We start from the raw sequence: 26,089 nt of genomic DNA, 5'->3' as shown, positions 1-26,089 counted from the left end.
CGACTGGTGGCCGGAGGTGAACGGGGTCACTGGCGCCATGGACGGCGGACGCTATGCGAGCTGAGTCGACCGAACCGGCTGATCCGACGTCGGGGAACAGGACGCGAGTACCACCTGTCCTGCAGTCGGGAGCCCAGTGAGGTGTACGCCGCGGCTGCAGCGCGGGCACTGGCCTGGACCTCGTAGATCCTGTCGACGACGGTCCGCTGACTCACCCAGCCCACCAGCCGCCGGCCGTCGCAACCTGATGCTCGGGCGACCACCGGCAGCCCCTCAAGAGGGGTCCTGGTCAGGGCCTCGAGCACGTCGGTGGCCTCGGCCTCGCAGTTCAGGTGATCGGAGACCAAGGGCAGATCCGCCGCTGTCAAGCTCGGTCGGGAGGCGTCACCGGTGTCGGTGGTGTCGATTCCTCCCCTCAGGAGCGCGTCGGTGAGCTGGGTCATCGTCACGCATCCGAGCAGTTCATCCATTGGCAGAAGATCGTTGTCGGTGCTGGCTCCGGCGTCATCGGAGGTCGGATCCGGGGGATCGCTGTGAGCGTTGCTGCCGGAGTCGTCCGCCACCCGGACCACGGGTAGGACTGAAGCACCGTATCGGATCATGAGAGCGGCCGCCTCGTGCACCGTCGTCGTGGCCTCGATCGTCGCGGGCGGGTCCACCATGAGCTGGGAGGCCCGGGCACGGCCCAGGAGAGTGGCGGTCATCGGGTCCTCGACGTCCTCTCCTCGACGGCGCAGCTCCTCGGTGAACAAGGTGCCCCGTGACAGGAAGCGGCTGGCGAAGGTGGCCAGCACTGTGGCCAGCATGAGGGGCAGCAGCAGCGCGTGCTGGCTGGTCATCTCAATGATGAGCAGGACGGCTGTCATCGGGGCTCGAGCGGCACCGGCGAAGACCGCCCCCATACCGATCACCCCGAAGACTCCGGCCGCCGGGGTATAGCTGGGAGCCACCAGCGTCCCGAAGGCAGCTCCGAGCGTCCCGCCGATGAACAGTGATGGTGCGAAGACTCCACCGACGAAGCCCATCCCCAGCGTCAGCGAGGTGGCCAGCATCTTGCCCGCGCACAGTACCAACAGCAGCACCAGGGTGTAGCGCCCTGCCAGCGCCCGGTTGAGCGCCGCCGAGGACTCCCCGTACATCTCCGGCAGGACGATCAGTATGCCGCCCACTGCCAGGCCTCCGATACCGGGGCGCACCCAGATCGGGACGCCCAACCGTTGCCAGGTGCGGGTCAGAGTATCCAGTACGATGAAACGAAGACGCATGAAGCCGATGCCGACGCATCCGCCAACCACGCCCAGGAGGGCGACCCAACCGAGCTGGGCGTCCCCGGACAGGTCCAGGTAAGGAAGCGACAAGGACAGAGTCGTCCCCAGAAGGTGATGCGACAGAACCGTCGAGGCCACACAGGCCAGGACAATGACGATGAAGGCGTCGGCGCTGAAGCCCATGAGGACGACTTCCAGGGCGAAGAAGGCTCCTGCCAGCGGAGCGTTGAAGGCCGCGGCGATCCCGGCAGCGGTGCCGGCGGCCGCCAGGTGACGCACCGGGAGCCTCGGTAGGCGCAGTCCTCGCCCGATGAGGTTCGCCGTCGAGGCGCCCAGTTCGGCGATCGGTCCCTCCGGGCCCACTGAGCCGCCGCCGCCGATCGTCAGGGCCGACGACGTTGTCATGGCCAGAGCCGGCAGCGGTGCCATCGTGCCGTCACTGTGGCGCGTCGACCAGATGACGCCGGCCACCCCGTGGCCGGTGGGCGTATTCCCCAGCCGGGACATGACAGGCCCCACGATGATTCCCGAGACCACCGGGGCCACCATGACGAACCAGGTGCCGAGCGCTGCAAGCGACCCGACCGAGGGCCCCATTGACTCCGTGTAGTCGTCGGCACCACTGAGCAATTGGGACCAGGCGTCGATCCCCAGCCGGAACAGCACGGCGCCAAGTCCGGAGGCCAGCCCCACTACCACCGCCAGGATGTAGAGCCCGAAACGATGATGACGGAAGAGACTGCCCATACGCCTTGACAGAGGCTGGGACAGACTCCTCCAGGCGCGTTTCATCAGCGCAGATTCTCCACCTTGACCATGAAGGTGTCCTCCTCGCCACGCTGCTCGGACTCGGAGCCGGCCGCGCCGATGTTCCACACCTGGCGATAGAAGCTCAGCTCGGCCTCGTAACGGCGCCGGATATTCGCCGCCAGACGGAAGCCGTGGCCCTCACCCTGGAAGATCTCCAGGGCGACCGGTGCTCCGGCCGCCCTGAGTGCCTCGTACATGGCGGTGGCCTGCTCGGCCGGGACGATCGGGTCCTCTGAACCCTGGATGAGCAGCAGCGGCACACTGATGTCCTCGATGCGGTTGATAGGGCTGCGCTCGTCGAGAACCGGGGCGTCAATGTCCTGGGTGCCCATGAGCTGGCCGATGTAGTGCGACTCGAACTTGTGGGTAGTGCGTACCAGTCGCCTGAGATCAGTCACTCCGAAGCAGGAGCTGGCCGCAGTGAACACTGTGGAGCGAGTGATGGCCGACAGCACTGTGAAACCTCCAGCCGATCCACCACGGATCGCGATGCGGCGCGGATCCACGAGCTCGGCGTCCACCAGGTGCTGGGCTCCGCTGACACAGTCGTCGACGTCGTAGACGCCCCACTTGCCCTCCAGGGCCTTGCGGTAGCCCGTTCCGTAACCCATGGAGCCGCGGTAGTTGACGTCGAGGTAGGCGAAGCCCCGGCTGGTCCAGTACTGGATGCGCAGGTCGTAGCCGGGCACGGCCGTCGCCGTGGGGCCGCCATGGACGTTGACGATGAGGGGAGGCAGCTCGTCCTCGCCCCCCACATGAGAGGCCGACGTCGGTGGGTAGTAGAATCCGTGAGCGTTCGCGCCGTCGCTCGTGGGCCAGGAGACCGGATTGGGGAAGGACACCCCGACCCCCTCGGGCTCGAACTCACCCGAGCCGCGCAGCACCTGGACCGTGCCGTTCCTGACCTCCACGATGCTCGGCATCGTCATCTCATTGGAGGCCAGCATGACGACCCGGCCGGCGCTGGAGGCCACGTTGCCGATCGGCTGCCACCCCACGTTCCATTCCTCGAGCTCACCGTTGGCGAGCCTGATCGTCCCCAGGTGCGAGACCGCGTCCCGGGCCCAGGAGGTGATGATGTGGTCGGCGTCGAGAACATCGAAAGAGTGCGGACCCAGTTGCCAGGCGGGGTTGGTGAAGGTGGCCTCGGCCGGGTGCAGGGGTCGGGTGCGCAGTTTCTGGGACCAACCCGGACGGTTGGTGCCCCGCACTGGGAAGCCCTCGGTACGGTAGAGGTTCCAGTAGCCCGAGGCGTTGGAGCCGTGAACCAGCTCGCACTCCTCGGTCCAGCGGGGCTCGGAGACCGAGTGCCCGTCCCCGCCGTCCACGAGTGCCCGTTCGCCGATCGTCCCGTCCGGGCCGAGGTCGCCCACGTGCAGCGAGGCGTTGTCCCACGGCATTCCGGGGTGGTCCCAGGTGATCCAGGCCAGGTGCTCACCGTCGGGTGACAGCGTCGGGGCGACGACGAAGTCCGTCCCCGACACGAGCGTGCGTACGCGCGAGTCGTCGCGCGCGGCCGAACCGTCCAAGGGGATCGCCACCAGGGTGTTGACGGCCTCGCCCTGACCGCGATGGTCCTCGCGGACCGCATAAACCAGCCCACGGGCGGTGTCGATCTCCAGATCACCGTGACGCACATCGCCATAGATCGTCAGCGGGACCAGGCCGCGCAAGCGGTGCGCCACGTCGTAGCGGTAAAGGCGTCCATCACCGGCGTGGGAGACCACGATGATCCCACCGTCGACGGCGTAGGCCCGCCCACCGTACTCGTGCACCCTGGTGCGCACATCGACCAGTTCGTCAGCCGGTGTCAGCGGAAGCACCTCACCGATCTGACCATCTCCGTCACGCCGCAGCAGGACATTGCGGCCGGCCTGCGAGGCACGTTGCTCCACCCAGTAGGTATCGCCACCGTCCACCCGGACCTGGGACAGGAGAACCGTCCGGGTGGTGATCGTGCCCGGAGTGATGGGCGAGGGCCAGGTGCCGAAGGGGGCTGTGGTGCTCATGGTTCCTCCTGGAAGGCCGTCCTGAGGGCGGTCGAGCGATCGAGAACGATGCTGCCGACCGGCGGGGGCGAACGGTCCCGACGGTCAAGGCATACAGTACGTGCTCATCCGTGACCCGTGTGACACGCAACCGTGTGGGACAAGGAGCGCTCTATGCTGAAGACTGCCGTTGAACGATGGCGCCAGGATAAACACCACTGCCAAGGCATCATCGAGCCCTCACCGGCTACCCTTTCCCGGGTGCCTCTCCAGCCAATCCGCCACTTCGGTCTCCAGTGACGCACCACCGCATGAACGACAACTCATCACCTTCAAAAGGAGGCGCACCGTGCCAGCAGTCGAGCACACTGGACGGCCCGCCAAGCAGGTCGGCCGGGCGCTTCTCCCCTCGGTGCGAAAGCCCGCCGAACTCGATCGGTTCACCAGCGAGGAACTGGTGGCGCTCGCGGCGGAGATCCGGCGCTATCTCGTCACCTCGGTCGCTCGCACCGGGGGTCACTTGGGACCCAACCTCGGCGTCGTCGAGCTGACGATCGCCCTGCACCGGACCTTCCGCTCGCCACGAGACACCATCGTCTTCGATACCGGTCACCAGGCCTACGTCCACAAGCTGCTCACCGGTCGTCAGGACTTCTCCCACCTGCGTGAGCGAGATGGGCTGTCGGGCTACCCGTCACGGGCGGAGTCCGTCCACGATGTTGTGGAGAACTCCCACGCCTCCACCTCGCTGTCATGGGCGGACGGAATCGCCCGCGCCAACCACCTTCAGGGCCACGACGAGCGTCATGTCGTTGCCGTCATCGGCGACGGCGCCATGACCGGGGGCATGGCCTGGGAGGCGCTGAACAACATCGCCGACTCCGCTGACAAGCACCTGGTCATCGTCGTCAACGATAACGGCCGCTCCTATGCCCCCACCATCGGTGGGCTGGCCCATCACCTCGACGCGCTGCGTACCAACCCCGGCTACGAACGCGTTCTGTCCGGGGTCAAGCGGACCCTGCTGTCCCAGGGGGCGCCTGGTCGAGCCGCCTTCGACGCCCTGCACGGTCTCAAACGGGGACTCAAGGACGTCCTGGTCCCCTCGGCGTTCTTCGAGGATCTAGGGGTCAAGTACACCGGCCCGGTCGACGGCCACGACATCACCGCCCTCGAGTTCGCTCTCACCCGGGCTCGTGAGTACGCGGAGCCGGTGATCGTCCACGTCATCACCGAGAAGGGACGGGGGTACACTCCGGCCGAGGAGGATCACGCCGACCGCTTCCACGCCGTCGGGCGCATTCACCCTGAGACGGGTTTACCGGTGGTGCCCTCGCGGTTCGGTTGGACAGCCGTCGTCGCCGAGGAGTTGGTGGAGCTGGCTCGCGATGATGAACGGATCGTCGGCATCACCGCGGCCATGCAGCAGCCGGTCGGTTTACAGCCACTTGCCGACACCTTGCCCGAGCGCGTCATCGATGTCGGTATCGCCGAGCAGCACGCGCTCGCCTTCGCCGCTGGGCTTGCCTTCGCCGGGATGCGCCCGGTGATCGCTCTGTACGCCACCTTCCTCAACCGCGCCTTCGACCAGGTCCTCATGGATGTCGGCCTGCACCGGGCGGGCGTCACGATCCTGCTGGACCGGGCCGGCATCACCGGCACGGACGGAGCCAGCCATAACGGCATGTGGGACATGGCCTTGCTGGCTCATGTTCCGGGCTTGCACCTGGCGGCGCCCCGAGATGAGGCGACGTTGCGTCAGGCGCTGAAAGTAGCGATTGGTGCCGACGACGTCCCGACCGTGGTGCGCTACCCCAAGGGTTCCCTGCCCGCCGCCTTGCCCGCCCTGCGTACCATGGGGGAGGAGGACGGGATGTTCTGTGCGGTGGACGTCCTGCTGGACACGCTCGGCGCTGCTGCCGAGATCACGGACGCTCGGGAGGAGGCCGGAGCGCTGCTACTGGTCGGAGTGGGCGTGATGGCCTCCGCGACTCTAGAGGCCGGCCGATGTCTGGCCATGGAGGGACTGGCGGTGCGGGTGGTCTCCCCACGCTGGCCGGTGCCCGTGCCTGCGGCACTGGTGGAGATGGTGCGCCACTGTCGGGGGGCGCTCGTGGTGGAGGACGGACTCGTCGACGGTGGGGTCGGCTCCCAGTTGCGTGACGCCGTCGAGGATGCGGCACTGGCCGACGGCACCGGGATCGTTCCACGGGTGATGCGCCTGGGCGTGCCGCGTCGTTTCCTGCCCACGGCGGACCGTGAGGAGCTGTTGGCCGAATTCGGCATGGATTCGGATGGGATCTGTGCGGCGGCACGACGGCTTGCGGGGCGGACGAAGGTCTGAGCCCCATGAGGCTCGGCGCCCCAGACGTCGTCTACGTCCTGAGACTCCGTAGGCACGTGCCGCCCGTCGGACACGCCCTCACGATCGTGGTCGACGGTCGGTTCGGTGAACGTGCTCGAGGCCGTGTCGCCGACATCGCCGGGACTGTCGTCACCGGTTCCCGGTCCGGGACCTTGGGGCCGACTAAGCGTTCCGAGACGGTGCTCGGCGCTTCCCGGACCGCTCAACCGTGGTGGCGTGACCGATGAAGATTGGGACGCCCGTCCTAATTGACTCAGCAGTCCCGGAATCTGGAGGTGTGCCCGGACTCGCTGGATGTTGTCGGAGGAAGAGCGGCATTGTCGTCAGGTGGAGAACGTTTTTCTGAACAGCAGATAGAAGGACTTATGTCCCAGATTGGATTGATGCCGATCGGCCTGTGAGTCATCACACCGGCGCTTCTTGGGACTAGTGGCCCACAAGGCATTCTCGGAGTTCTATTCTGAGGGCGACGGCGCGCCGATGTGCCGCCTCGCCTCACAAGGGCGACAGCAACCGGGTGGCTCTCCGGTCACCCACACGAGGAGGGCACGGATGACCACTGAGGTCACAACATCTGCCACCACGGCGAGCGGCAATGATGCCTGGGAGGGCTTCGTTACCGGACCGTGGACCGAGGACATTGACGTCCGCGACTTCATCCAGCGTAACTACACCCCCTACGACGGTGACGCCTCGTTCCTCGCCGGCGCCACGGACAAGACTCTGCGCCTTTGGAACACCCTGGAGAAGAAGTACCTCTCCGAGGAGCGCAAGGTCCGCATCCTCGACGTTGACACCCACACTCCCGCCGACATCGACGCATTCCCCGCCGGGTACATCAGCGAGGACGACGACGTCATCGTTGGTCTGCAGACGGACTCACCGCTGCGCCGCGCCATGATGCCCAACGGTGGCTGGCGCATGGTGGAGACCGCCATCAAGGAGGCGGGCAAGGAGGTCGACCCCGAGGTCAAGAAGATCTTCACCCGCTACCGCAAGACTCACAACGACGCGGTCTTCGACATCTACACCCCGCGCATCCGCGCGGCGCGCTCGAGCCACATCATCACCGGCCTGCCCGACGCCTACGGCCGCGGCCGCATCATCGGCGACTACCGCCGGGTGGCGCTCTACGGCGTCGACTTCCTCATCGAGGAGAAGCAGAAGGCCAAGGACTCCGTGGCGGACAAGCCCTTCTCCGAGCACTGGGCCCGCTACCGCGAGGAGCACTCCGAGCAGATCAAGGCGCTCAAGAAGCTCAAGGTCATGGCCGCCTCCTACGGTTACGACATCTCAGGCCCGGCCAAGAACGCCCACGAGGCGGTCCAGTGGACCTACTTCGCCTACCTGGCCTCCGTGAAGTCTCAGGACGGTGCCGCCATGAGCATCGGCCGGCTCTCCGGTTTCCTGGACATCTACTTCGAGCGGGACCTGCGCAACGGGGTCATCGACGAGACCCGTGCTCAGGAGCTCATTGACAACATCGTCATGAAGCTGCGCATCACGCGCTTCCTGCGCACCATCGACTACGACCAGATCTTCTCCGGCGATCCCTACTGGGCCACCTGGTCCGACGCCGGCTTCGGTGAGGACGGTCGTGCCCTGGTCACCAAGACCTCCTTCCGTCTACTGCAGACCCTGCGCAACCTCGGCCCGGCCCCGGAGCCGAACATCACGATCTTCTGGGACGAGAACCTGCCGCAGGGCTACAAGGACTTCTGCGCCCTCATCTCCATCACGACCTCCTCCATCCAGTATGAGGCCGACGAGCAGATCCGTGACCACTGGGGTGACGACGCCGCGATCGCCTGCTGCGTCTCCCCGATGCGCGTGGGCAAGCAGATGCAGTTCTTCGGCGCCCGCGTCAACTCCGCCAAGGCGCTGCTCTACGCCATCAACGGCGGGCGCGACGAGATGACCGGCAAGCAGGTCGTCACCGGGCTGCCCGGTGTCGAGGGCGATGGCCCCCTCGACTTCGACGACGTGTGGGACAAGTACGAGAAGATGCTCGACTGGGTGGTGTCCACCTACGTCGAGGCCCTCAACATCATCCACTACTGCCACGACCGCTACGCCTACGAGTCCATCGAGATGGCGCTGCACGACTCCGAGATCGTGCGCACCATGGGCTGCGGCATCGCCGGTCTGTCGATCGTGGCCGACTCGCTGGCGGCTATCAAGTACGCCAAGGTCACCCCGGTGCGTGATGAGACCGGCCTGGTGGTGGACTACGTCACCGAGGGAGACTTCCCGATCTACGGCAATGACGACGACCGCGCTGACGACATCGCCGCCACCGTGGTCCACACGATCATGTCGAAGATCAAGGCCCAGCCCTTCTACCGTGATGCCATCCCGACTCAGTCGGTGCTGACGATCACCTCCAATGTTGTCTACGGCAAGGCCACTGGTTCCTTCCCCTCGGGCCACCAGAAGGGCACGCCCTTCTCGCCCGGCGCCAACCCGGAGAACGGGATGGACACCCACGGTATGGTCGCCTCGATGCTCAGCGTCGGTAAGCTCGACTACAACGACGCCCTCGACGGGATCTCGCTGACTAACACGATCACCCCGCAGGGTCTGGGCCGTACGCTCGACGAGCGTGTCGCCAACCTCGTGGGCATCCTCGACGCCGGCTTCGTCCCTGACGACTGCGCCGAGATCTGATCCAGCCATCCTGCGGCTGATCGCACTGCAGCAATTTCTCCACACATCAGTAACACCACTTCAGAAAGGGGCCAACATGGCCACGTACGAAGAGCGCCTCGCCTCCATGAAGGCGCAGCGTCAGGACAACGGCGGCGTCAAGGGCCTGTACCACGCCAACATCAACGTCCTGGACCGCAACACCCTCGAGGACGCGATGGAGCACCCGGAGAACTACCCGAACCTGACGGTCCGTGTCTCCGGCTACGCCGTCAACTTCGTCAAGCTGACTCGTGAGCAGCAGCTTGACGTCCTCCACCGCACATTCCACTCCCAGGCCTGAGCCCTGGAGCACGGCGAGCGGTCATGACGCAGACCACGACGACCGTGCGTGACGGCGGTCGGGACCAGGACTTCCTGGCCCCGGCCGTCCGCTTGCGCGGGGCGGGTATCGGCGGCCTCGAGGAGCTGACAGATCTTCAGCGCTCCGAGCGCCTGGCACGGATGCGGGCCGGCGAGCTGGGCTCGATCCACTCCTGGGAGCTCGTCACCGCGGTGGACGGTCCCGGTACCCGGATGACCGTCTTCCTCAACGGATGCCCCCTGCGGTGTCTGTACTGCCACAACCCCGACACCTTCCTCATGAAGGACGGGGAGCCGGTGGAGGCCGAGGAGCTTCTGCGCCGCATGCGCCGCTACCGGGGGGTGTTCCGAGCGTCCAAGGGTGGAATCACGTTGTCAGGCGGCGAGGTCCTCATGCAACCGGCCTTCGCGGGCAGACTGCTGGCCGGTGCCAAGAAGATGGGCATCCACACCTGCATCGACACCTCAGGATTCCTGGGGGCCAATGCCAGCGACGAGATGCTCGACAACATCGACCTGGTCCTGCTCGACGTCAAGAGCGGTGACGAGGAGACCTACAAGAAGGTGACAGGGCGTTCCCTGGCGCCGACGATCACTTTCGGAGATCGTCTGGCGGCCAAGGGAATCGAGATCTGGGCCAGGTTCGTTCTGGTCCCGGATCTGACGGACGGCCCCGAGAACGTTCACAACGTGGCCCGGATCATTGAGCGCTGGGGCTCGGTCAGCCGCGTCGAGGTCCTGCCCTTCCACCAGATGGGTACGGACAAGTGGGACGCCCTGGGACTGACCTATCAGCTGCGCGACACCCGGCCTCCGGAGCCGGAGCTCGTGGAGTCCGTGCGTGCCATCTTCCGTTCCTACGGCTTCGAGGTCCACTGAGTCTCTGCATGAGCGGCTGACCTCCCCGCATCTGACGGTGCGCTGTCCATCTCATTGGGGGCGGCGCACCGTTGTGCGTGGTCGAAGACCTATTCAGCTCAGCGCTGCGGCAAGGGCGGGGGCGGCCTGCTCGATCTGCCATTGTCTGGCTCCTATGGAGGCCAGACGATCACTGATCTCTTGTGCGCTCACGCCGCCTGCGCGTCCGGCCTCGAACTCCTCACCGAGGTCCCAGGCCAGGCGGCGTTGGCAGCCCGGTGCGAGAAGAAGTTCTTGGGGAACACGGATCTCCTCGGCACGTTGCTTGACGGCTACGCGCACCAGATTGAACTGATTGGCAGCTTCGACATGGTGACGCTGCCAGGTGCGCGGATGGGGAAGTTCTTCGGGGCCCAGTGGCGCGCGGGTGGGCGGTAGTTCGTCATCGGGCAGTTCCAGGGCGCGCTCAATGGCCCGCCACCAGCGTTCCTGATTCTGCCGTGCCTGACGTGAAGCGAACTCCTTGAGGCTGGTCATCTTGCGACGTGACCGGGGGCGGGCGACGGCGGCGGCGATGAGAGCCTGGTGGGGCAGAACCTTGGAGGGGGTTCGGTCGAGCTCTGCGGCCAGCTCCTCCCGTGACTTCCACAGTTCGCGCAGGATCGCGAGCGAGCGGGGGGAGCGCACGGCGCTTCCGGCTCGTGGGGTCTTTCGCCAAGGGTCGAGCTTGGCTGGCCTGGCGGGCCTGGTCCGCACGTGCTCGAACTCCTGAGCCGCCCATTGGTCCTTACCGGCCGCTTCGAGCTCGGCGGCCAGGGCGTGCCTGAGGTCGATGAGCAACTCGACGTCGAGAGTGGCGTAGATGAGCCAGGAGGTGGGCAGGGGGCGAGTGGACCAGTCGGCTGCCGCATGGTCCTTGGCCAGGCGCAGCCCCAAGGTCTCCTCGATGACCGCTCCCAGCCCGATGTGCTGGCGTCCTAGAAGCCGGGCGGCCAACTCGGTGTCGAACAAGGAGGCGGGTGCTAGACCGAGAGCGGTCAGGCAGGGGATGTCTTGGTCGGCGGCGTGAAGGATCCACTCGGGGCCGTCGAGGACAACGGCCAACTCAGTCAGTGGGCCGCTGATGACCGGGTCGATGAGGAGTGTACCGACACCTTCACGGCGGAGTTGGATGAGGTAGGCGTCCTGCCCGTAGCGGAAGCCGGAGGCACGCTCGGCGTCAACGGCGACGGGACCGTGCCCGTTAGCCAGCAGGTGGGCGGCCTGGCGGAGTTCGGCGGGGGTGCTGGTGATCTCGGGCAGACCGTCCTTGGGACGCGGGTAGTCGACGATGTCGTGGGCGCTGACGGGATGATCCGTCGTACCAGGTGGTACGGCTGGGCGGGGTACGGCCGAGGAAGCCGATGGGCGGGCGGTGCCGGTCACGTGGGTCGTCACCTGGAGACTCCGGCGAGAGTCAGGGGGTGGACCGGTGCAGGTTCGTGGCCGGAGGCGACGAGGAGGAGCTCATGCCAGGCCGTCAGATGGGGGCCGAGCTGTGCAGTGCTAGGAGACCAGGAGGCTCGGATCTCAGCGTGGGCACAAGAATCGTTCAGTGTCAGACCGCCGAAGGTCTCAGATAGGACTCGGGTGACGGTTCCTACCAGCGCCCGGTACCCGGCTCGGGAGTCCTCCAGCCCGTCGGTGAGCCAGCTCCAGGCCGCCGACTCGAAGACGGGGTCCATACCGACCTCGTCGTCAATCCGAGCGTGCGCCTGAATCACGATGCGAAAGTCTCCTCCCCAGGACTCCTCGCCGTTGGGGTTGTACAGGACGACGAAGCGTCCTGTGGCGATCGGGGTCGTACCGGCTGTTTCGACGGTCTCGGCTGTCAATGCGGCGGAGTAGGGGGCCAGCTTCCTGGGCGCGGGTATCTCCTCCATGAGGAGCCCTCGCGGGCGGGGCGCGTCACGAAGAGACAGGAGCGCTTCCTCGAATCGTTCGGGGAGGGCACCTGCCTCGTTCTGGCGCGGCCTACCGTAGACAGTCACGGATAACACGCTAGTGTGCCGCTGCGGCAGGCACATGAAGCCACGCCGCTGGGAGGATTGCATTGTGTCAACAAGGAACCTTCCTTTCTGGACGGATGAGCACCTATTGGGTTGCAGGCCGGTGGCGCGTGGATGTCGTCCTGAGGAGCTTTCCACCAGTGCCGTCAGAGCCGGGCGACGAGCGTCTGTCCGGGCCCCAGGGGTGCCTGTGCGTTGTCAACTGGTTCCCAGGACAGGAGTACTGTCGTCAGTGCGGGAGCGGGGCGCTCCTCGCCGGAGAGATTGGCAGCGACGACGACGTCCTCGTAGATCACTGTGAGCATGTCGTTGGTTTCGTCGACCTGTGGCCAGGCGGTGCGTCGGGACCATGCCAACTCCCGACGTAGAGCGATCAGCGCCCGGTACCATTCCAGTACGCGAGCGTGCTCCGGGTCGTCCAGCTCGGACCAACGCAGGCGCGAGGCCTCAACGGTGCTGGACGCCTGAGGATCGGGGATCTTGTCGGCGTTCCAGCCGAAGTCGGCGAACTCCCGTACACGCCCCTCACTGACGCTACGGGCGAGGTCGGCCTCCTCATGGTCGGTGAAGAACTGGAACGGAGCGCGCGTTCCCCACTCCTCGCCCATGAAGAGCATCGGCGTGTAGGGCGACAGGAGCACCAGGGCAGCGGTGGCCGCCAGGGCGGCGTCGTCGAGGCCGGCCGAGGGGCGGTCTCCGACTGCGCGGTTGCCGACCTGGTCGTGGTTGGAGCCGAAGACCACGAACCGTCGGGGATCGGTGTCCTCGGGCACGGGCGCTCCCCAAATCCGATCCCGGAAGGTGGACCAGGAGCCGTTGTGGAGGAAGGCCCGACCATAGGCCTTGGCCCAGGCGCCGGCCTTGGCGAAGTCGCTGTAGTAGCCCTGATCCTCCCCGGTGAGTCGGGCGTGCAGGGCGTGGTGGACATCGTCGGCCCACTGGGCGGTCATGCCCAGGCTCGGGGACTCGGCCGGCGGCTCCTCGCCGGTGGGGGTGATGACCCCGACGTCGTTGAGGTCGGCCTCGGCCACCAGGCTCAGAGGGCGGCCGAGCTCGGCGGACAAGGCGGCCACGGCGTCCGAAAGCTCGGCCAGAACATGCGTCTGAGGCGGGGCGGCGGCTGCGGCGTCGTCCTTGATCTCGTGGATGGCGTCCAGACGCAGGGCGTCGATGTGGAAGTCCCGCAGCCAGCGCAGGGCTGAGTCGATGACGAAGGCGCGCACCTGATGGCTGCCGTCATGGTCATAGTTGACGGCCTCGCCCCAGGGGGTGTGGTGGGCCGGGGTGAAGTAGGGTCCGAAGACGCTGAGGTAGTTGCCCGATGGGCCCAGGTGGTTGTAGACGACGTCGAGGCAGACACCGATGCCGGCGTTGTGGGCGGCGTCGACGAATCGTGCCAGGGCGTCGGGGCCGCCGTAGGCTTCGTGGATGGCCCACAGGCCCACCCCGTCGTAGCCCCAGCCGGCCTTGCCGGGGAAGGCCGCCAGCGGCATGAGTTCAACAATGTCGACACCCAGATCGGCCAGGTGGCCCAGACGGGTGATGGCGGCATCCAGAGTGCCCTCAGGAGTGAAGGTGCCCACGTGGAGCTCGTAGATGACCGAGCCGAGCACGTCCTTTCCCGCCCAGCCCTGGTCGGTCCACCGCCAGGCGGCAGGGTCCACGGTGCGCGAGGGGCCGTGAACACCGTGGGGCTGCAGGGCGCTGCGTGGGTCGGGACGGTCCGGGGAGCCGTCCACGCGGAAGGCGTAGTCGGTGTCCGGTTCCAGGTCGAAGGGAGCGGTCCACCAGCCGCCCGGGGCCGGGGTCATGTCGACCAGCCGGTCATCGTTCAGCAGGTGGAGCTCCACGTTGTGGGCCGACGGCGCCCATACCGGTACCCGTGGTCCGACAGGGAGGGCTGGAGAGGTCCAGGGCTGAGGCGTCAGATTCACGGAGCAGCCCCCTCTGAGGACTGATCAGGTTGAGAAGGGTTACATGTGGTCGCTTTCGTGGGGATCTTGGCCAGGACGACGACTGGAGCGTCTCCCACCACCTCGGCCAGGGGCTGGTGGCCGCCTTCCACGGTGCTGCCGTGCAGGACGTCCTCCCAGGTTCCTTCCGGGAGGACGACGCTTTCCTCGCGCCACCCACCCAGCTGCTCGAGCCTTCTGGACAAGCGCCTGATGATGACGACAACGTCTGGAACCTCATCGAGCAGCCGGGTGTAGGCGAAGGCGAAGGATGTGGTCACTGGAATCGTCCGGTAGCCGGAGCGCGGACCGACGAAGGTGTTGGGACGTGAGGCGCGCAGCCGCGCCAGACGAGAAGTGAGGAAGAGCTTGTCCTCGTCGAGGTTGCGCGGGGTCGCACCTGAGTCGAGACGTTCCAGGGTGTTGGTGAGCACGCTGTAATCGACCGGTCGGCGATTATCGGGATCCACCAGGGAGGTACGGGTGGTCTCACTGCCCTGGTAGATATCACTGACGCCCAGCCAGGTCAGGGCTAGTGCCTTGTTGGCAAGAATGACCGTGCGTACGGTCCTCGCCGTCAGAGCCGCGAAGTCCTCCAGTTCGTGGGCGACCTCTTCGTTAGTGAGCAGGTGGGTCGCATAGTCGGTCAGGGCTTGCTCGCGGTCCAGGTCCGGGGCGGTCCATGTGGTCCAGATCTTCTGCTCCCGGGAGGCCTTGACGAGGTAGGCACCTAGACGTTCAGGGGTCATCGGATCGTCACCATCGGGCGCCCAGGTGCCCCACAGGGTCTGCCACAACAAGTTCTCGCTGCGCCCATCGAGGTCCAGAGGGCGGGCCTGGGCGGTCATGGCGCGCAGACGATGGACGAGGTCGCTCCACTCATCGGCGTAGGAGGCCAGGACGTCCAGACGCGCACGTACGTCTTCACCACGCTTGGTGTCGTGGGTGGTGGAGGTGATCATTGTGTCGGGCCACGTGTTCTGGAGCCGATCGGCCCAGGCATGGGCCTCGTCGGCGCTCAGTGCGAAGCCGGCCGGGTTGCCGCCGACCTCAGTGAGACTGGTCAGGTGTGTCCAGCGGTAGAAGGCCGTGTCCTCCACGCCCTTGGCGGTGACGGCCCCGCACACCTGCTGGAAGCGGATGATGGCCTCAGCGCGCTCCGGGGACTCCGACAGGCCCTCGGACCCGACCGGCTCTCCCAGGAGGATAGCGACCACGAGGTCGAGAGTCTCGCTCTGATCCGGCTCTAGGCGCTGACGAGCGCGCTCGGCGTCGGTGTGCAGGACGGCGGCCGTCTCCGGGCCGGGAGGCGTGCCCGGTACGACGTAGACCCGGTACTGTTCAGCGGCCACGAGCAGCTCGATGACGCAGGCCCGCAGGTCGCGCAGCGTGTGATCGCGTAGGCGAACGTCCTGGGAGGTCAGGGAGTCCAGGATTCGGGCCAGGAGGTCGACCTCCGCGGCCAGTGACCCGGTGATGACTTCGCGCTTGGCCTCCTCGACGACGCGGTTGTAGTCGACCGGCGCGTCCCCGGCGAGTTCCTGCATGAGTGCCCCCAGCCGGGCTGCGCCCGCGGGATCCACCTGAAGCTGGTCGATTCTCCAGGCCGCGTCGTAGCCGGTGGTACCGGCCACCGGCCAGGAGGTGGGCAGGGACTCGTTGGGGGCCAGGATCTTCTCTGCTGCGATCCACGCCCCACCGGTGGCGTCGACCAGCTGGGTGAGGTAGCCGCCGGGGTCGGCCAGGCCATCGGGGTGGTCCACGCGCAGAGCACTGATAATGTCATCCTGCATGAGCTCCAGGATGAGGGCGTGGCTGCCGGCGAAGACGTCGGGGTTCTCGACCCGGATCGCGGCCAGGGTGCCGACGTCGAAGAACCGCCGGTAGTTGATCTCCTCGTCGCCGACCTTCCAGTAGGCCAGACGGTAGTGCTGGCGCTCAACCAGCACATGCATGGGCAGCGACTCGGTGCCCTGAGCAATGGGGAAGGCATGGTCGTAGTAGCGCAGTACCCACTGCTCACCCAGGTCCTCCTGCCCCGGAACCACCATCTGCTCCAGGGTGAGCTCCTCATCGGCCAGGACGGCACCGATGCGCTTGCCCAGGATCGGCATGAGGATGGGCTCGTCCAGGGAGAGGTCGAACCAGGCGGCGTAGGGGGAGTCCGGGCCCTCGCGCAGTACCGACCACAGGGGCAGGTTGTGCCAGCCAGGGGTCGGGACCGCCATATGGTTGGGGACGATGTCCACCATGATGCCCATTCCATGAGTCCGGGCCTCGGCGGACAGGGACTCCAACTGGTCGCGTCCGCCCATGACGGCGGAGATCCGGCGGTGGTCGACGACGTCGTAGCCGTGGGTAGAGCCCGGCGCGGCCGTCAGTACCGGGGAGAGGTAGAGGTCGGTGACCCCGAGGTCGGCCAGGTAGGGAACCAGAGCCTTGGCGTTGGCGAAGGTGAGGTCTGCTCCCAGCTGGAGGCGGTAGGTGGTCACTGGCGTGCGGTGCTCGGGCGCCGGTACGTGTCCTGACCAGGGGGCGTAGGCGGGGGCCTCTGCTGAGTCCGCTGAGGCGGCCTTATCTGCTGAATCCACTGCGTCGGTCATGTGACTTCCTGAGCTCGTCTGGTGTACGTCGGGCGGTGCGCCGTTGTCAGGTGGTATCCGTTTGCGTGTCGTTCCGGTTTCTACCGCTGGTGCCTCTCCGTTGTGGCGTCGGACTCGGGCGCGTCCATGAGGAAGAGCATCGAGCGGGCCTCGACCACGACGGTCTCGTCCGCAGCCAGCACCGGGTCGGAATCGCCGTCCACTGCAGGAGCCGTGTCCAGGGCGACCTTCCAGGTGGGGGAGTAGCCCTCACCTGGGAGGGTGAAGGTGATGTCCTCGTCGGAGGCATTGATGAGTACGAGGAAGGAGTTGTCCACGACCCTCTGGCCCCGCTCATCTGGTTCAGCGATGGCCTCGCCGTTGAGAAAGACCATCATGGCGCGGGCATACCAGGTGGTCCAGTCCTGGTCAGTCATCGACTCACCGGCGGGCGTGAGCCACTCGATCTCACCGAGCTCGCTCTCACCGCCGTGCCCGGCGTCCCCGGTGAAGAAGCGTCGACGCCGCAGCACCGGGTGGTCCCGACGCAGCCACATCATGGTGCGGGTGAACTCGAGCAGGTCGTTGTCCTGCTCATCGAGGTCCCAGTTGATCCAGGAGATCTCGTTGTCCTGGCAATAGGCGTTGTTGTTGCCTCCCTGGGTTCGCCCCAGCTCGTCGCCATGACAGATCATGGGCACGCCCTGACTGAACAGGATGGTCGCCAGAAAGTTACGAGTCTGGCGGTGACGCAGTTCGGTGATCGTTGGGTCCTCGGTGGGTCCCTCGGCACCGCAGTTCCAGGAGCGGTTGTTGTTTGCACCATCGGCGTTGCCCTCGAGATTGGCCTCGTTGTGCTTCTCGTTGTAGGAGACCAGGTCGTGCATGGTGAAGCCGTCGTGGGCCGTGACGAAGTTGATGCTGGCCACCGGTGTGCGACCGGCGTGCTGGTAGAGATCGGAGGAGCCGGTGATGCGAGAGGCGAACTCGCCCAGCGTTGAGGGCTCCCCGCGCCAGAAATCGCGCACGGTGTCGCGGTACTTACCGTTCCACTCGCTCCACAGGGCCGGGAATCCGCCTACGTTGTAGCCGCCGTCGCCCACGTCCCAGGGCTCGGCAATGAGCTTGACCTGTGAGAGCACCGGGTCCTGATGGATGATGTCGAAGAAGGCGCTGAGCTTGTCGACCTCGTGGAACTGTCGGGCCAGGGTGGAGGCCAGGTCGAAGCGGAATCCGTCCACGTGCATCTCGGTGACCCAGTACCGTAGTGAGTCCATGATGAGCTGGAGGACAGCCGGCGAGCGCATGAGCAGTGAGTTGCCTGTGCCGGTGGTGTCGAAGTAGTGGGCGGGCGAGCCGTCGACGAGCCGGTAGTAGGAGCTGTTGTCGATACCGCGGAAGGACAGAGTGGGACCCAGGTGGTTGCCCTCCGCCGTGTGGTTGTAGACCACGTCCAGGATGACCTCGATGCCCTCCTCGTGGAAGGCCTTGACCATGGACTTGAACTCCTGGACCTGCTGGCCCTCGGTGCCGTAGGCGGCATAGGTGTTGTGCGGGGCGAAGAAGCCGATCGTGTTGTATCCCCAGTAGTTGGACAGCCCCTTCTCCTGCAGGTGGGTGTCATTGACGAACTGGTGGACCGGCATGAGCTCGATGGCCGTGACGCCCAGGCTCTTGAGGTGCTCGATGACGGCGGGCTGGGACAGACCGGCATAGGTGCCCCGGAGGTTCTCGGGAACCAGCGGGTGCAACTGAGTCATGCCCTTGACATGGGCTTCGTAGATGATCGTCTCGTGGTACTCGTGCCCCGGGGGGCGGTCGTGGCCCCAATCGAAGTAGGGGTTGATGACCACCGATCGCATGGTGTGTTCCGCTGAGTCCTCCTCGTTGCGCACCTCCGGGTTGTCGAAGGAGTAGGAGTACAGGGTTTGGGAGGGCGTCACCTCGCCGGAGATCGCCTTGGCGTAGGGATCCAGCAGCAATTTGGAGGGGTCGCAGCGATGACCTGAGGTCGGCTCGTAGGGGCCGGCCACTCGGTAGCCGTACTTCTGTCCCGGCGAGATCCCGGGAAGATAGGCGTGCCAGACATCGCCGTCGACTTCCTTGAGCACGACCCGTTCCTCGTGACCGTCGTCATCGAACAGACACAGGTCGACACCGGTGGCGGCCGAGGAGTAGAGAGCGAAGTTCGTTCCTGAGCCGTCGTAGGTCGCCCCGAGTGGGTAGGGGTGACCGGGCCAGATCTGGCGCTTCGGAGCGTCCTGGGATTCCTGAGTGGCCTGAGGCAACGGTGTCGTCGGCGTGGTCATAGGGACAACCCTGCCACGACTGCGGTGTGAAGACAGGAGTGTGGGAGAAAGACATGTCACGTTGACCCGTTGCCTGCCGGATCCTCCCAGGATCCGAGACACGATCCTTCGAGCGTGAGACACCTCATGGGTTATCGCTGGCTGGACGGTTTTGCCTCTGGAGGATGCCTCTGCTAACTTTCTTCCCGCACCCGGATAGGGTGTCACGCGGATGTGGCTCAGTTGGTAGAGCATCACCTTGCCAAGGTGAGGGTCGCGGGTTCGAGTCCCGTCATCCGCTCGGGCGATTGGCGCAGCGGGAGCGCGCTTCCCTGACACGGAAGAGGTCACTGGTTCGATCCCAGTATCGCCCACCGGGAAAGTCGGTAGGGTCTCGGAGCATGCGTTCCGGGCCCTCTCCTGTTTCCTGTGCCGGGGCGATGGCGATGCTGGGGCACGGTGACCCGAGTGAGGACGAGCGCTTTTCCCGAGCGGCTGGCGCGCCGCCGGGCACCCGCACCCCGCCTGTGAGAACGCGGCCTCTAAATCCATCCTTCGCGCCAGGCGATGCGGGCGGCGGCGACGCGGGTGTCGGCTCCGAGCTTAGACATGGCCGAGGAGGTGTAGTTGCGAACGGTGCCCTGGGCGAGGTGCGTGCGTTCGGAGATGGTGCGGATCGTCGCGCCGTCGAGGGCCTCGCGGAGTACCTCGATCTCGCGCTCGGTGAGTGGGCAGTTGCTCTCCATGAGCGCGGAGTCGGCGACGTCGCTGTCGATGTAGCGGCCCCCGGCATGAATGGTTCTTAGGATGTGTGGAAGTTCGATGACCGAGGTGGTCTTGGTGACGAATCCCGCAACGCCCGCCTTGAGCGCACGACGGAGCACGGCGGGTCTGGCATGCCGTGTCAGTAGCACGATGCGAGTGCGGGGTGCCTGGGCTCGGATCACGGTGGCCGCCTCGATGCCGTCGAGATGCGGCATCTCCAGGTCGAGGATCGCCACGTCGGGACATTCGCAGGAGACGATACGGACGGCTTCCTTCCCGTCGGCGGCGGTTGCCGCGACCGTGATGCCGGGCTCGAGATCGAGCAGCGTGGTGATGGCTTCGCCGAAAAGGGTCTCGTCATCGGCGAGCACGATCCGGATGTTCTGGCTCATTGATTCGATATTCCTTCGCCGGCTACGGGGAGCCATCCCTCCAGGCGGCTTCCCTCTGTCTCAGTTGTTGTCAACGAGAGTCGACCTCCTACCTGCATGTAGCGACGTCCCAGTTCGAAGATTCCCGATCCCCGCTGGATCGTCCGGGGTGCAACTGGACCGGAGTCCTCGAGCGGGAGTAGGACACCGATGCGATTGTCGCCAGGCTCCTGATGTACTGTGAGGCGGCAACTGCGAGCCTGTGTGTGGCGGAGCACGTTGGTGACGCCTTCGCGGATGGTTAAGCCAAGTAACCGAACCGTTGTGTCAGTGAGGTTAGGGGGCAGGTCTATCTTGGTATCCATGCTGATGCCTGCCGCTTCGAGCACACGAATGGCGTTCATGATCTCGTCGTTGATATCGACTTTTCGGTAGGCATACACGATGCCATGCATCTCATCGACCGCAGCAGCCGCTATCTGCCTGACCCTGGCAGCACGTTCACCAGCTTCCTCGTAGCGTTCGGCGGTGATCAGCCGCTGTACGATTTGTGCCTCTGCTGCGAGTAACTGAAGATTCTGTCCTTGAATATCGTGCAGGTCACCGGCGAAGCGTTGCCGCTCTTGAGTGACGGCTCGTTGCGCTTCGGTGGCGCGCAGATCGTCGACTTCGAGCGCGAGTGCGTACACCATGTCCTGACCGAGTACTGCAAACGCAATGGTGGATGCGATTGCAATCGTCAACGCCGGTTCGTTCGGTTCCAGACCGGTGAGACTGAGCAGAAGGCGTGAGCCGAAAAAGCAGATGAGCGCTGTTACTGCGACTCGGGACGAGGCGATCCAGAACGACAACGACCCAGCGACGGCCGCCCGAAACGCCAGAGCCAGTGGCGCTATGGTCGGGGTGATGCCTTGGGCCGGTATCGGGTCAGCAGTCGTGAGCACCACCGAGGCTAGAACCAATGCGATGGTCCAGCTGCCGTTCACCAACGGACGACGCCACCAATTGGAGAATCGGTGATCAGGTCGACGTTCGGCCAGTAGCGCGCCCGCACCGAGCCCTCCCACCAGAGCCACCGCCACGATCCTGATAGCTGCTCGCAGGGGTGGACCCGCATCGAAATAAGAAAGAACAGGGGCAACGACGGTGGCGGTGATGACTAACGTCACATGTGTCGAATCTATGTAGACGCCGATCCCGAAAAAGGAAGACGATCGGGAGAAGGGGACCACCGACGATCCTACCGACGTCGTTCCCACCGGAACGTCCGCCTCGAGAGTACTCCGAGTATCAGCAGCCATGTCACAATGATCGCAGCGTCAGCGAGGATCCGGCCAGCATGAGCACTGGGCGCCCATCCGCTTATGATCATGTCGGCGTTTGCGACGAGCGGCACGGCTCGCAGCATGAGGTTCTCGGTGGGGTCGAGGAGAACCGGCAGGATCGACACCGCGCCCATCGTGCTGACGAACAGTGGCATCATGGTCCACTGCACCTTCTCCGGATTGGGGGTCACTGCGGCAGTGACCACTCCGGCGAGAGCCGCGACGAACACCCCTGCTACTCCAGCAATGATGACCAGCAATGGCGAGGCCGGGACAGGTATGTCTGGGAGTCCGTACCAGATCATGCCGCCCCAAACCGTCGCGAGCTGTAAGAGCCCTACGAGCAATGGAGGCACCAGTAGCCCGGACACGATCCCGAAATCGGGCAATGCTGAGGTACGCAGCCTTTTCAAGGCGAGGGTGTGTCTTCTGGCGGTGATCGTGTTCAGGGAGACGAAGTACACGGTGATGCACATGACTGCGGCAGAGTTACGGCCGGACACTTGCGCCCATGCGTAGTTGCTCTCGGCCCGTTCACCTATCACCGAGAGTCCCAGCAAGGCGATTGGAAGAATCACACTCAGTGCAATCATGATTGGTTGTCGCATGAAAACCCGCAGCTCGGACGCCACCAGAGCCCGCCACAGGCTTCCATTTCTTCGCATAGGCTTGGTCTGCGCAGTCGGGCTCACGAGAACGCCTCCTCGGGGCTGTTTTTGTCCAATTGTTCGTCCCCTTCCACGGCTTCGAGAAGAACTCTCTCCAGCGATGCAGGAGATGATTGCAGTTCGTCCAGGGTGAGGTCATGGCAATGCGCCCAGTCGATGACTTCCTCGACGTCGCTCTGCAATTCGATGGTGTGGATCGTGATACGTGTCTTTGTCCCATTCGGATCGGCTTCTACCTGATGCATTGATCCCGACACGCGATTGGTCAGAGTTCGTGCTGTTCTAGGCGCGGCATGGACAGTGAAGTCGATCGTTGCGGGAATTGATGCCAGAACCTGAGTCATCGTGCCTTCGCGGACGACGGTGCCGCGGTTGAGGATCGTGACGGTGTCCGCTAGGTTCTGGGCTTCTTCGAGGTAATGGGTCGTAAGCAGCGCAGCAGCGCCTTTGGCCACGAGGTCCTGGGTGATCCGCCACAACGTTCTGCGAGACTGTGCATCCAATCCCGTTGTAGGCTCGTCCAGAATGATCAGCTCAGGGTTCCCCCAGATAGCCATTGCGAAGTCCAGCCGACGACGTTCGCCGCCGGAGAGAACCGATACTGGAAGTTTTCGGCGGTGCATCAGTCCCACGAGTTCTAGCACACGCTCGCATGAATCCTCTCGTAAACTCAACCCACGCCAAAGGTCGAGCTGTCCAGCCACAGTCATCTCATCGACCAGTCCGGACTCTTGCAGCATTGTCCCAGTGCGGGCGCTGATCAGAGCTCGCTGTCTGAAAGGGTCACTGCCGAATATCTCGATGCGTCCTTTCGTTGGTGCGTGGAAGCCTTCTATCGTCTCCAGTAATGTCGTTTTTCCGGCTCCATTGGTGCCCAGTAGTGCGTGAATTGTTCCTGGGTCTATGGTAAAACTCGTGTCACGTACAGCGATAAAATCGCCATAAGAGCACCAGACTTGATCGACGACTAATGCAGGATATGTGTCAACGGCGTGTTCTGCACCCATGGCGCCAGTATGAATCATGGGTGATTGGGCGGGTAGTTGCGGATGTCATCGTTCTGATGACATCTGTCATTTATTCAATGACACTCTTTTTTATCTCGGCACGTCGAGGTGATCGCTCCGAAGAAGAGGTCGGCGAACCTGTCCGTCCACGCCGACGACAAGATCTGATGTGTCCGTCATGCCTGCATCAGAAGGCCGATGAAAACCGTCCCGGTATCCACCACGGCAATCCTCGGGCTCATAGAGGGTTATTCACAGCCACGACGACCGCTTGTGTTTGCCCAGGTCAGGGACCGCTTGCCTCGCCCTGTGAATAAGCCTCATACCTTCGTGTTGCTATTAATTGAGCATCAAGGATCGGAGTGTCTGGTCGTTGACGGTGCGGCGGACGAGTCTGGAGGATGAGCGGCGCAGGGGTGTTGCAGGCGCACTATGCGGGAGCGGTGCCGCTGGAGCCGCTCAAGGAGGAGCAGGATCGGTTGGGCCGAGAGTTGGCGGAGATTCAGCGTCAGTTCGATGCTTACCAGGCGGATGCAAAGCTGCTGCGGGCGCATGTGGAGCAGGCGCTGGATCTACTGGAGGACTGCTACCGGCTGTATATGGCGGCACCGGATCACTTGAGGAAGCAGCTGAACCAGGTGTTCTTCGAGCGGGTGCTCGTCAATCCGGCGGTGGATGAGGAGGGACGGGTCGTTATGCCCGGTGGTGATGGCCTGTGGGGTGAGGACGACGATGGTGCGAGGGGCGCTGGTGACGAGTCTGGTGGGTGGTGTGGTCGTGATGAGTGGTAGACGGCCGTAGGGCGATGGCAGCCGAGTGGTGGGAGTCAGGCAGGAGCGACGGGCGGTGCACCGGATTCATTGACGAAGGATCTGGGCAGCTGTGCTGGTCATGAGGCGGACGATGCTGGCGGTGAGTCGATGTGTCGAGCTGATGAGGTGCCCTGCCCTATCCGTGTGGCGGATATCAGTAGCGATGTCTGCCTGGAAGCACGACTCAACCGGCCGTTTGACCAGCTGGCCAGCGCAAGACTCCGTGCTGTGGCGTGTATCACTGCTCTACGAGAATTGCCCACCTCGATGGGAGGTGGGCGACGACTGTCCTCGGCTGAGACGGCCACAGGAGCTGTTTCTCAGGGTGAGGGTTTGTATAGCGATGCTGTGGTGCCCCCGGCGGGACTCGAACCCGCACGCCCGTAGGCAGCGACTTTTAAGGCCGCGGTGTCTACCGATTCCACCACAGGGGCGAGGGTCCCGATGGTCGAGTATCGGGCACCAGTACCTCCGGTGGGACTCGAACCCACAACACTCCGATTTTGAGTCGGATGCCTCTGCCAATTGGGCTACGGAGGCACGCCGCCCGCTCTGCGGGGGCGCCACCAGCGTGATCATACTAGGATCACAACCGTGAGCAATGAGTCCAACACCACCAGGTCCCGCCGGGTGCTTGTCGCTGAGGACGAGACCCTCATCCGCCTCGATATCGTCGAGACCCTCACCGATGCCGGGTACGAGATCGTTGCCGAGGCCGCAGACGGTGAGGAGGCTGTGCGTCTAGCTGACGAGCATGCCCCTGACCTGTGCGTTCTCGATGTCAAGATGCCGGTGACGGACGGCATCACGGCGGCGGAACGGATTCTTGAGAAGCACAACTGCGCGGTTGTCATGCTGACGGCCTTCTCGCAGACAGAGCTCGTGGAACGGGCTAGTGCTGCCGGTGCCATGGCCTACGTGGTTAAACCCTTCACCCCGGCGGACCTCATTCCGGCGCTTGAGATCGCCATGTCCCGCTATGAGGAGATTCTCTCTCTGGAGAGTGAGATTTCTGACCTCACTGAACGTTTTGAGACCCGTAAGCGCGTTGACCGGGCCAAGGGACTGCTCATGGAACGTATGGGACTGAGCGAGCCGGAGGCGTTTCGGTGGCTGCAGAAGACCTCCATGAATCGGCGTCTGACCATGCGTGAGGTGGCCGATGCCGTCATCGAGCAGGTCGGTGCCGCCAAGAAGGAATGACTGGTTAGGAAGTCTGTCGCCAGGGCGGCGTCGTTGCCATCCGTCAGGTGAACAAGCTGCGAAGCGTTCCGATCGCGATCATCCGATCGTCCTCATCGGTCACTGTCACCTGATAGACCACGGTACGACGACCGCGGTGCAGAGGAACGGCTGTGGCCTTCACCCAGCCCTGAGTCACGGACCGCAGATGGCTGACCGTCAGTTCCGCTCCGACCGGGACCGTGTCGTCGGAGGAGGCGGCACGCGCCGCCACGGAGGCGGCCGTCTCAATCAGTGCCGCAGTGGCACCGCCGTGAAGGATCCCCACGACCTGTCGGGCTCCTTCGACGGGCATCCGGACCTCGGTCTTGTCCGCATCGCGGGTGATGACCTCCATTCCGAGCGTGTCCATGAGGGTCCCCCTCTCGTTGTCCTCCAGCACCGTGTGCAAGGCACTGGAAGCGGAGACCGCTGAGCCGGCGGGGCGAGGGTCGGGGTATGGGCGTCGGGCCGGATCCGGGAAGGCCACGGCAGCGGTACTCGCCCCGGAGTAGGAGGCGGCAGTGACACGACCCACAGGGCCCAGGGGGCCCACGATGGCGGGTGAGGGAGAGGAGTCGGCAGACTCGACCGACTCGGCGGAGACGGACTCGCCAGACCTGCTGGGCTGCATGGATCTGGAAGGGTCAAGTGGCGTGGATGCCACGGGAGAGGCCGGGGAACCGGGTCGAGTCACTGAGTCGGAAGGCCCTCCACCGCTGGTGGGGGAGAGGTGCGAGTCGGACCGTGGA

The 26,089-nt window shown here is 64.9% G+C and carries 18 protein-coding genes and 4 tRNA genes; 8 read left to right on the top strand and 14 right to left on the bottom strand.

What is annotated here, in order from left to right; genetic code table 11:
• Nucleotides 1-26 precede the first annotated feature (26 nt).
• Both RWR81_RS01055 and RWR81_RS01050 read right to left on the bottom strand, forming a co-directional pair.
• Entirely contained in the window at nt 27-2,060 is a 2,034-nt protein-coding gene (locus RWR81_RS01055) for a chloride channel protein (RefSeq protein ID WP_314453093.1), read from the bottom strand.
• Entirely contained in the window at nt 2,060-4,087 is a 2,028-nt protein-coding gene (locus tag RWR81_RS01050) for a prolyl oligopeptidase family serine peptidase (RefSeq protein WP_314453089.1), read from the bottom strand. The genes RWR81_RS01055 and RWR81_RS01050 overlap by 1 nt, the downstream gene beginning before the upstream one ends.
• A gap of 328 nt (nt 4,088-4,415) precedes the next feature.
• On the opposite strand from RWR81_RS01050, the gene dxs reads away from it, so the two are divergent.
• From dxs to pflA, 4 genes are all read left to right on the top strand, one after another.
• A complete protein-coding gene (dxs, locus tag RWR81_RS01045; RefSeq protein ID WP_314453086.1) occupies nt 4,416-6,410 on the top strand; it encodes a 1-deoxy-D-xylulose-5-phosphate synthase in 1,995 nt (664 codons plus the stop codon).
• 573 nt (nt 6,411-6,983) lie between these two features.
• Nucleotides 6,984-9,098, top strand: a complete 2,115-nt coding sequence (gene pflB, locus RWR81_RS01040; protein WP_314453083.1) for a formate C-acetyltransferase — start codon at nt 6,984-6,986, stop codon at nt 9,096-9,098.
• A gap of 76 nt (nt 9,099-9,174) precedes the next feature.
• Nucleotides 9,175-9,420 carry an autonomous glycyl radical cofactor GrcA2 gene (gene grcA2 / locus RWR81_RS01035; RefSeq protein WP_009406209.1) on the top strand — a complete coding sequence of 82 codons (246 nt, stop codon included), beginning with the start codon at nt 9,175-9,177 and terminating at the stop codon, nt 9,418-9,420.
• 23 nt (nt 9,421-9,443) lie between these two features.
• Nucleotides 9,444-10,319, top strand: coding sequence for a pyruvate formate-lyase-activating protein (gene pflA, locus RWR81_RS01030; protein ID WP_314453080.1), 876 nt, complete (start codon nt 9,444-9,446; stop codon nt 10,317-10,319).
• 93 nt (nt 10,320-10,412) lie between these two features.
• Here the strand turns inward: pflA and RWR81_RS01025 are convergent, their stop codons facing one another.
• The 5 genes from RWR81_RS01025 to glgX all read right to left on the bottom strand — a co-directional run bounded on the left by RWR81_RS01025 (nt 10,413) and on the right by glgX (nt 19,189).
• Nucleotides 10,413-11,735, bottom strand: coding sequence for an HRDC domain-containing protein (locus RWR81_RS01025; protein WP_314453077.1), 1,323 nt, complete (start codon nt 11,733-11,735; stop codon nt 10,413-10,415).
• Nucleotides 11,732-12,337: a DUF3000 domain-containing protein gene (locus tag RWR81_RS01020; RefSeq protein ID WP_314453074.1), complete on the bottom strand. Its 606-nt coding sequence runs from the start codon at nt 12,335-12,337 to the stop codon at nt 11,732-11,734. Before RWR81_RS01020 ends, RWR81_RS01025 begins: the two co-directional genes overlap by 4 nt.
• 155 nt (nt 12,338-12,492) lie before the next feature.
• Complete coding sequence (treZ, locus tag RWR81_RS01015) at nt 12,493-14,274, bottom strand: malto-oligosyltrehalose trehalohydrolase (RefSeq protein WP_399497776.1); 1,782 nt, start codon at nt 14,272-14,274, stop codon at nt 12,493-12,495.
• A gap of 2 nt (nt 14,275-14,276) precedes the next feature.
• Entirely contained in the window at nt 14,277-16,901 is a 2,625-nt protein-coding gene (gene treY, locus RWR81_RS01010; protein ID WP_314453067.1) for a malto-oligosyltrehalose synthase, read from the bottom strand.
• 80 nt (nt 16,902-16,981) lie between these two features.
• Nucleotides 16,982-19,189 carry a glycogen debranching protein GlgX gene (gene glgX / locus RWR81_RS01005; RefSeq protein WP_314453065.1) on the bottom strand — a complete coding sequence of 736 codons (2,208 nt, stop codon included), beginning with the start codon at nt 19,187-19,189 and terminating at the stop codon, nt 16,982-16,984.
• 207 nt (nt 19,190-19,396) lie between these two features.
• On the opposite strand from glgX, the gene RWR81_RS01000 reads away from it, so the two are divergent.
• A tRNA-Gly gene (locus RWR81_RS01000) sits at nt 19,397-19,469 on the top strand.
• A gap of 1 nt (nt 19,470) precedes the next feature.
• Nucleotides 19,471-19,542, top strand: a tRNA-Val gene (locus RWR81_RS00995).
• 168 nt (nt 19,543-19,710) lie between these two features.
• On the opposite strand, the gene RWR81_RS00990 is transcribed toward RWR81_RS00995, so the two are convergent.
• The 4 genes from RWR81_RS00990 to RWR81_RS00975 are packed head-to-tail and all read right to left on the bottom strand — an operon-like array spanning nt 19,711 to nt 23,304.
• On the bottom strand, nt 19,711-20,325 hold the full coding sequence (locus RWR81_RS00990) for a response regulator transcription factor (RefSeq protein WP_314453062.1): 615 nt from the start codon (nt 20,323-20,325) through the stop codon (nt 19,711-19,713).
• On the bottom strand, nt 20,322-21,536 hold the full coding sequence (locus tag RWR81_RS00985; protein ID WP_314453059.1) for a histidine kinase: 1,215 nt from the start codon (nt 21,534-21,536) through the stop codon (nt 20,322-20,324). Before RWR81_RS00985 ends, RWR81_RS00990 begins: the two co-directional genes overlap by 4 nt.
• 8 nt (nt 21,537-21,544) lie before the next feature.
• Entirely contained in the window at nt 21,545-22,321 is a 777-nt protein-coding gene (locus tag RWR81_RS00980) for a hypothetical protein (RefSeq protein WP_314453056.1), read from the bottom strand.
• Nucleotides 22,318-23,304 (bottom strand): ABC transporter ATP-binding protein, encoded by a 987-nt coding sequence (locus tag RWR81_RS00975; protein ID WP_314453053.1) that lies wholly within the window; start codon nt 23,302-23,304, stop codon nt 22,318-22,320. The genes RWR81_RS00980 and RWR81_RS00975 overlap by 4 nt, the downstream gene beginning before the upstream one ends.
• A 401-nt stretch (nt 23,305-23,705) precedes the next feature.
• Between RWR81_RS00975 and RWR81_RS00970 the strand changes: the two genes are divergently transcribed.
• Nucleotides 23,706-24,095: a hypothetical protein gene (locus RWR81_RS00970; RefSeq protein ID WP_314453050.1), complete on the top strand. Its 390-nt coding sequence runs from the start codon at nt 23,706-23,708 to the stop codon at nt 24,093-24,095.
• A 370-nt stretch (nt 24,096-24,465) separates the two neighbouring features.
• Here the strand turns inward: RWR81_RS00970 and RWR81_RS00965 are convergent.
• A tRNA-Leu gene (locus RWR81_RS00965) sits at nt 24,466-24,550 on the bottom strand.
• Between the two features lie 32 nt (nt 24,551-24,582).
• Nucleotides 24,583-24,656: transfer RNA gene (locus RWR81_RS00960), tRNA-Leu, on the bottom strand.
• 54 nt (nt 24,657-24,710) lie between these two features.
• Between RWR81_RS00960 and RWR81_RS00955 the strand changes: the two genes are divergently transcribed.
• On the top strand, nt 24,711-25,319 hold the full coding sequence (locus RWR81_RS00955; protein WP_314453046.1) for a response regulator: 609 nt from the start codon (nt 24,711-24,713) through the stop codon (nt 25,317-25,319).
• A 43-nt stretch (nt 25,320-25,362) separates the two neighbouring features.
• Here the strand turns inward: RWR81_RS00955 and RWR81_RS00950 are convergent, their stop codons facing one another.
• Nucleotides 25,363-25,971, bottom strand: coding sequence for a PaaI family thioesterase (locus RWR81_RS00950; protein ID WP_314453044.1), 609 nt, complete (start codon nt 25,969-25,971; stop codon nt 25,363-25,365).
• Nucleotides 25,972-26,089 lie beyond the last annotated feature (118 nt).

The organism is uncultured Actinomyces sp., from assembly GCF_963526355.1.
Lineage (GTDB): Bacteria > Actinomycetota > Actinomycetes > Actinomycetales > Actinomycetaceae > Actinomyces.
This window is presented reverse-complemented; position numbering and strand designations above follow the sequence as displayed.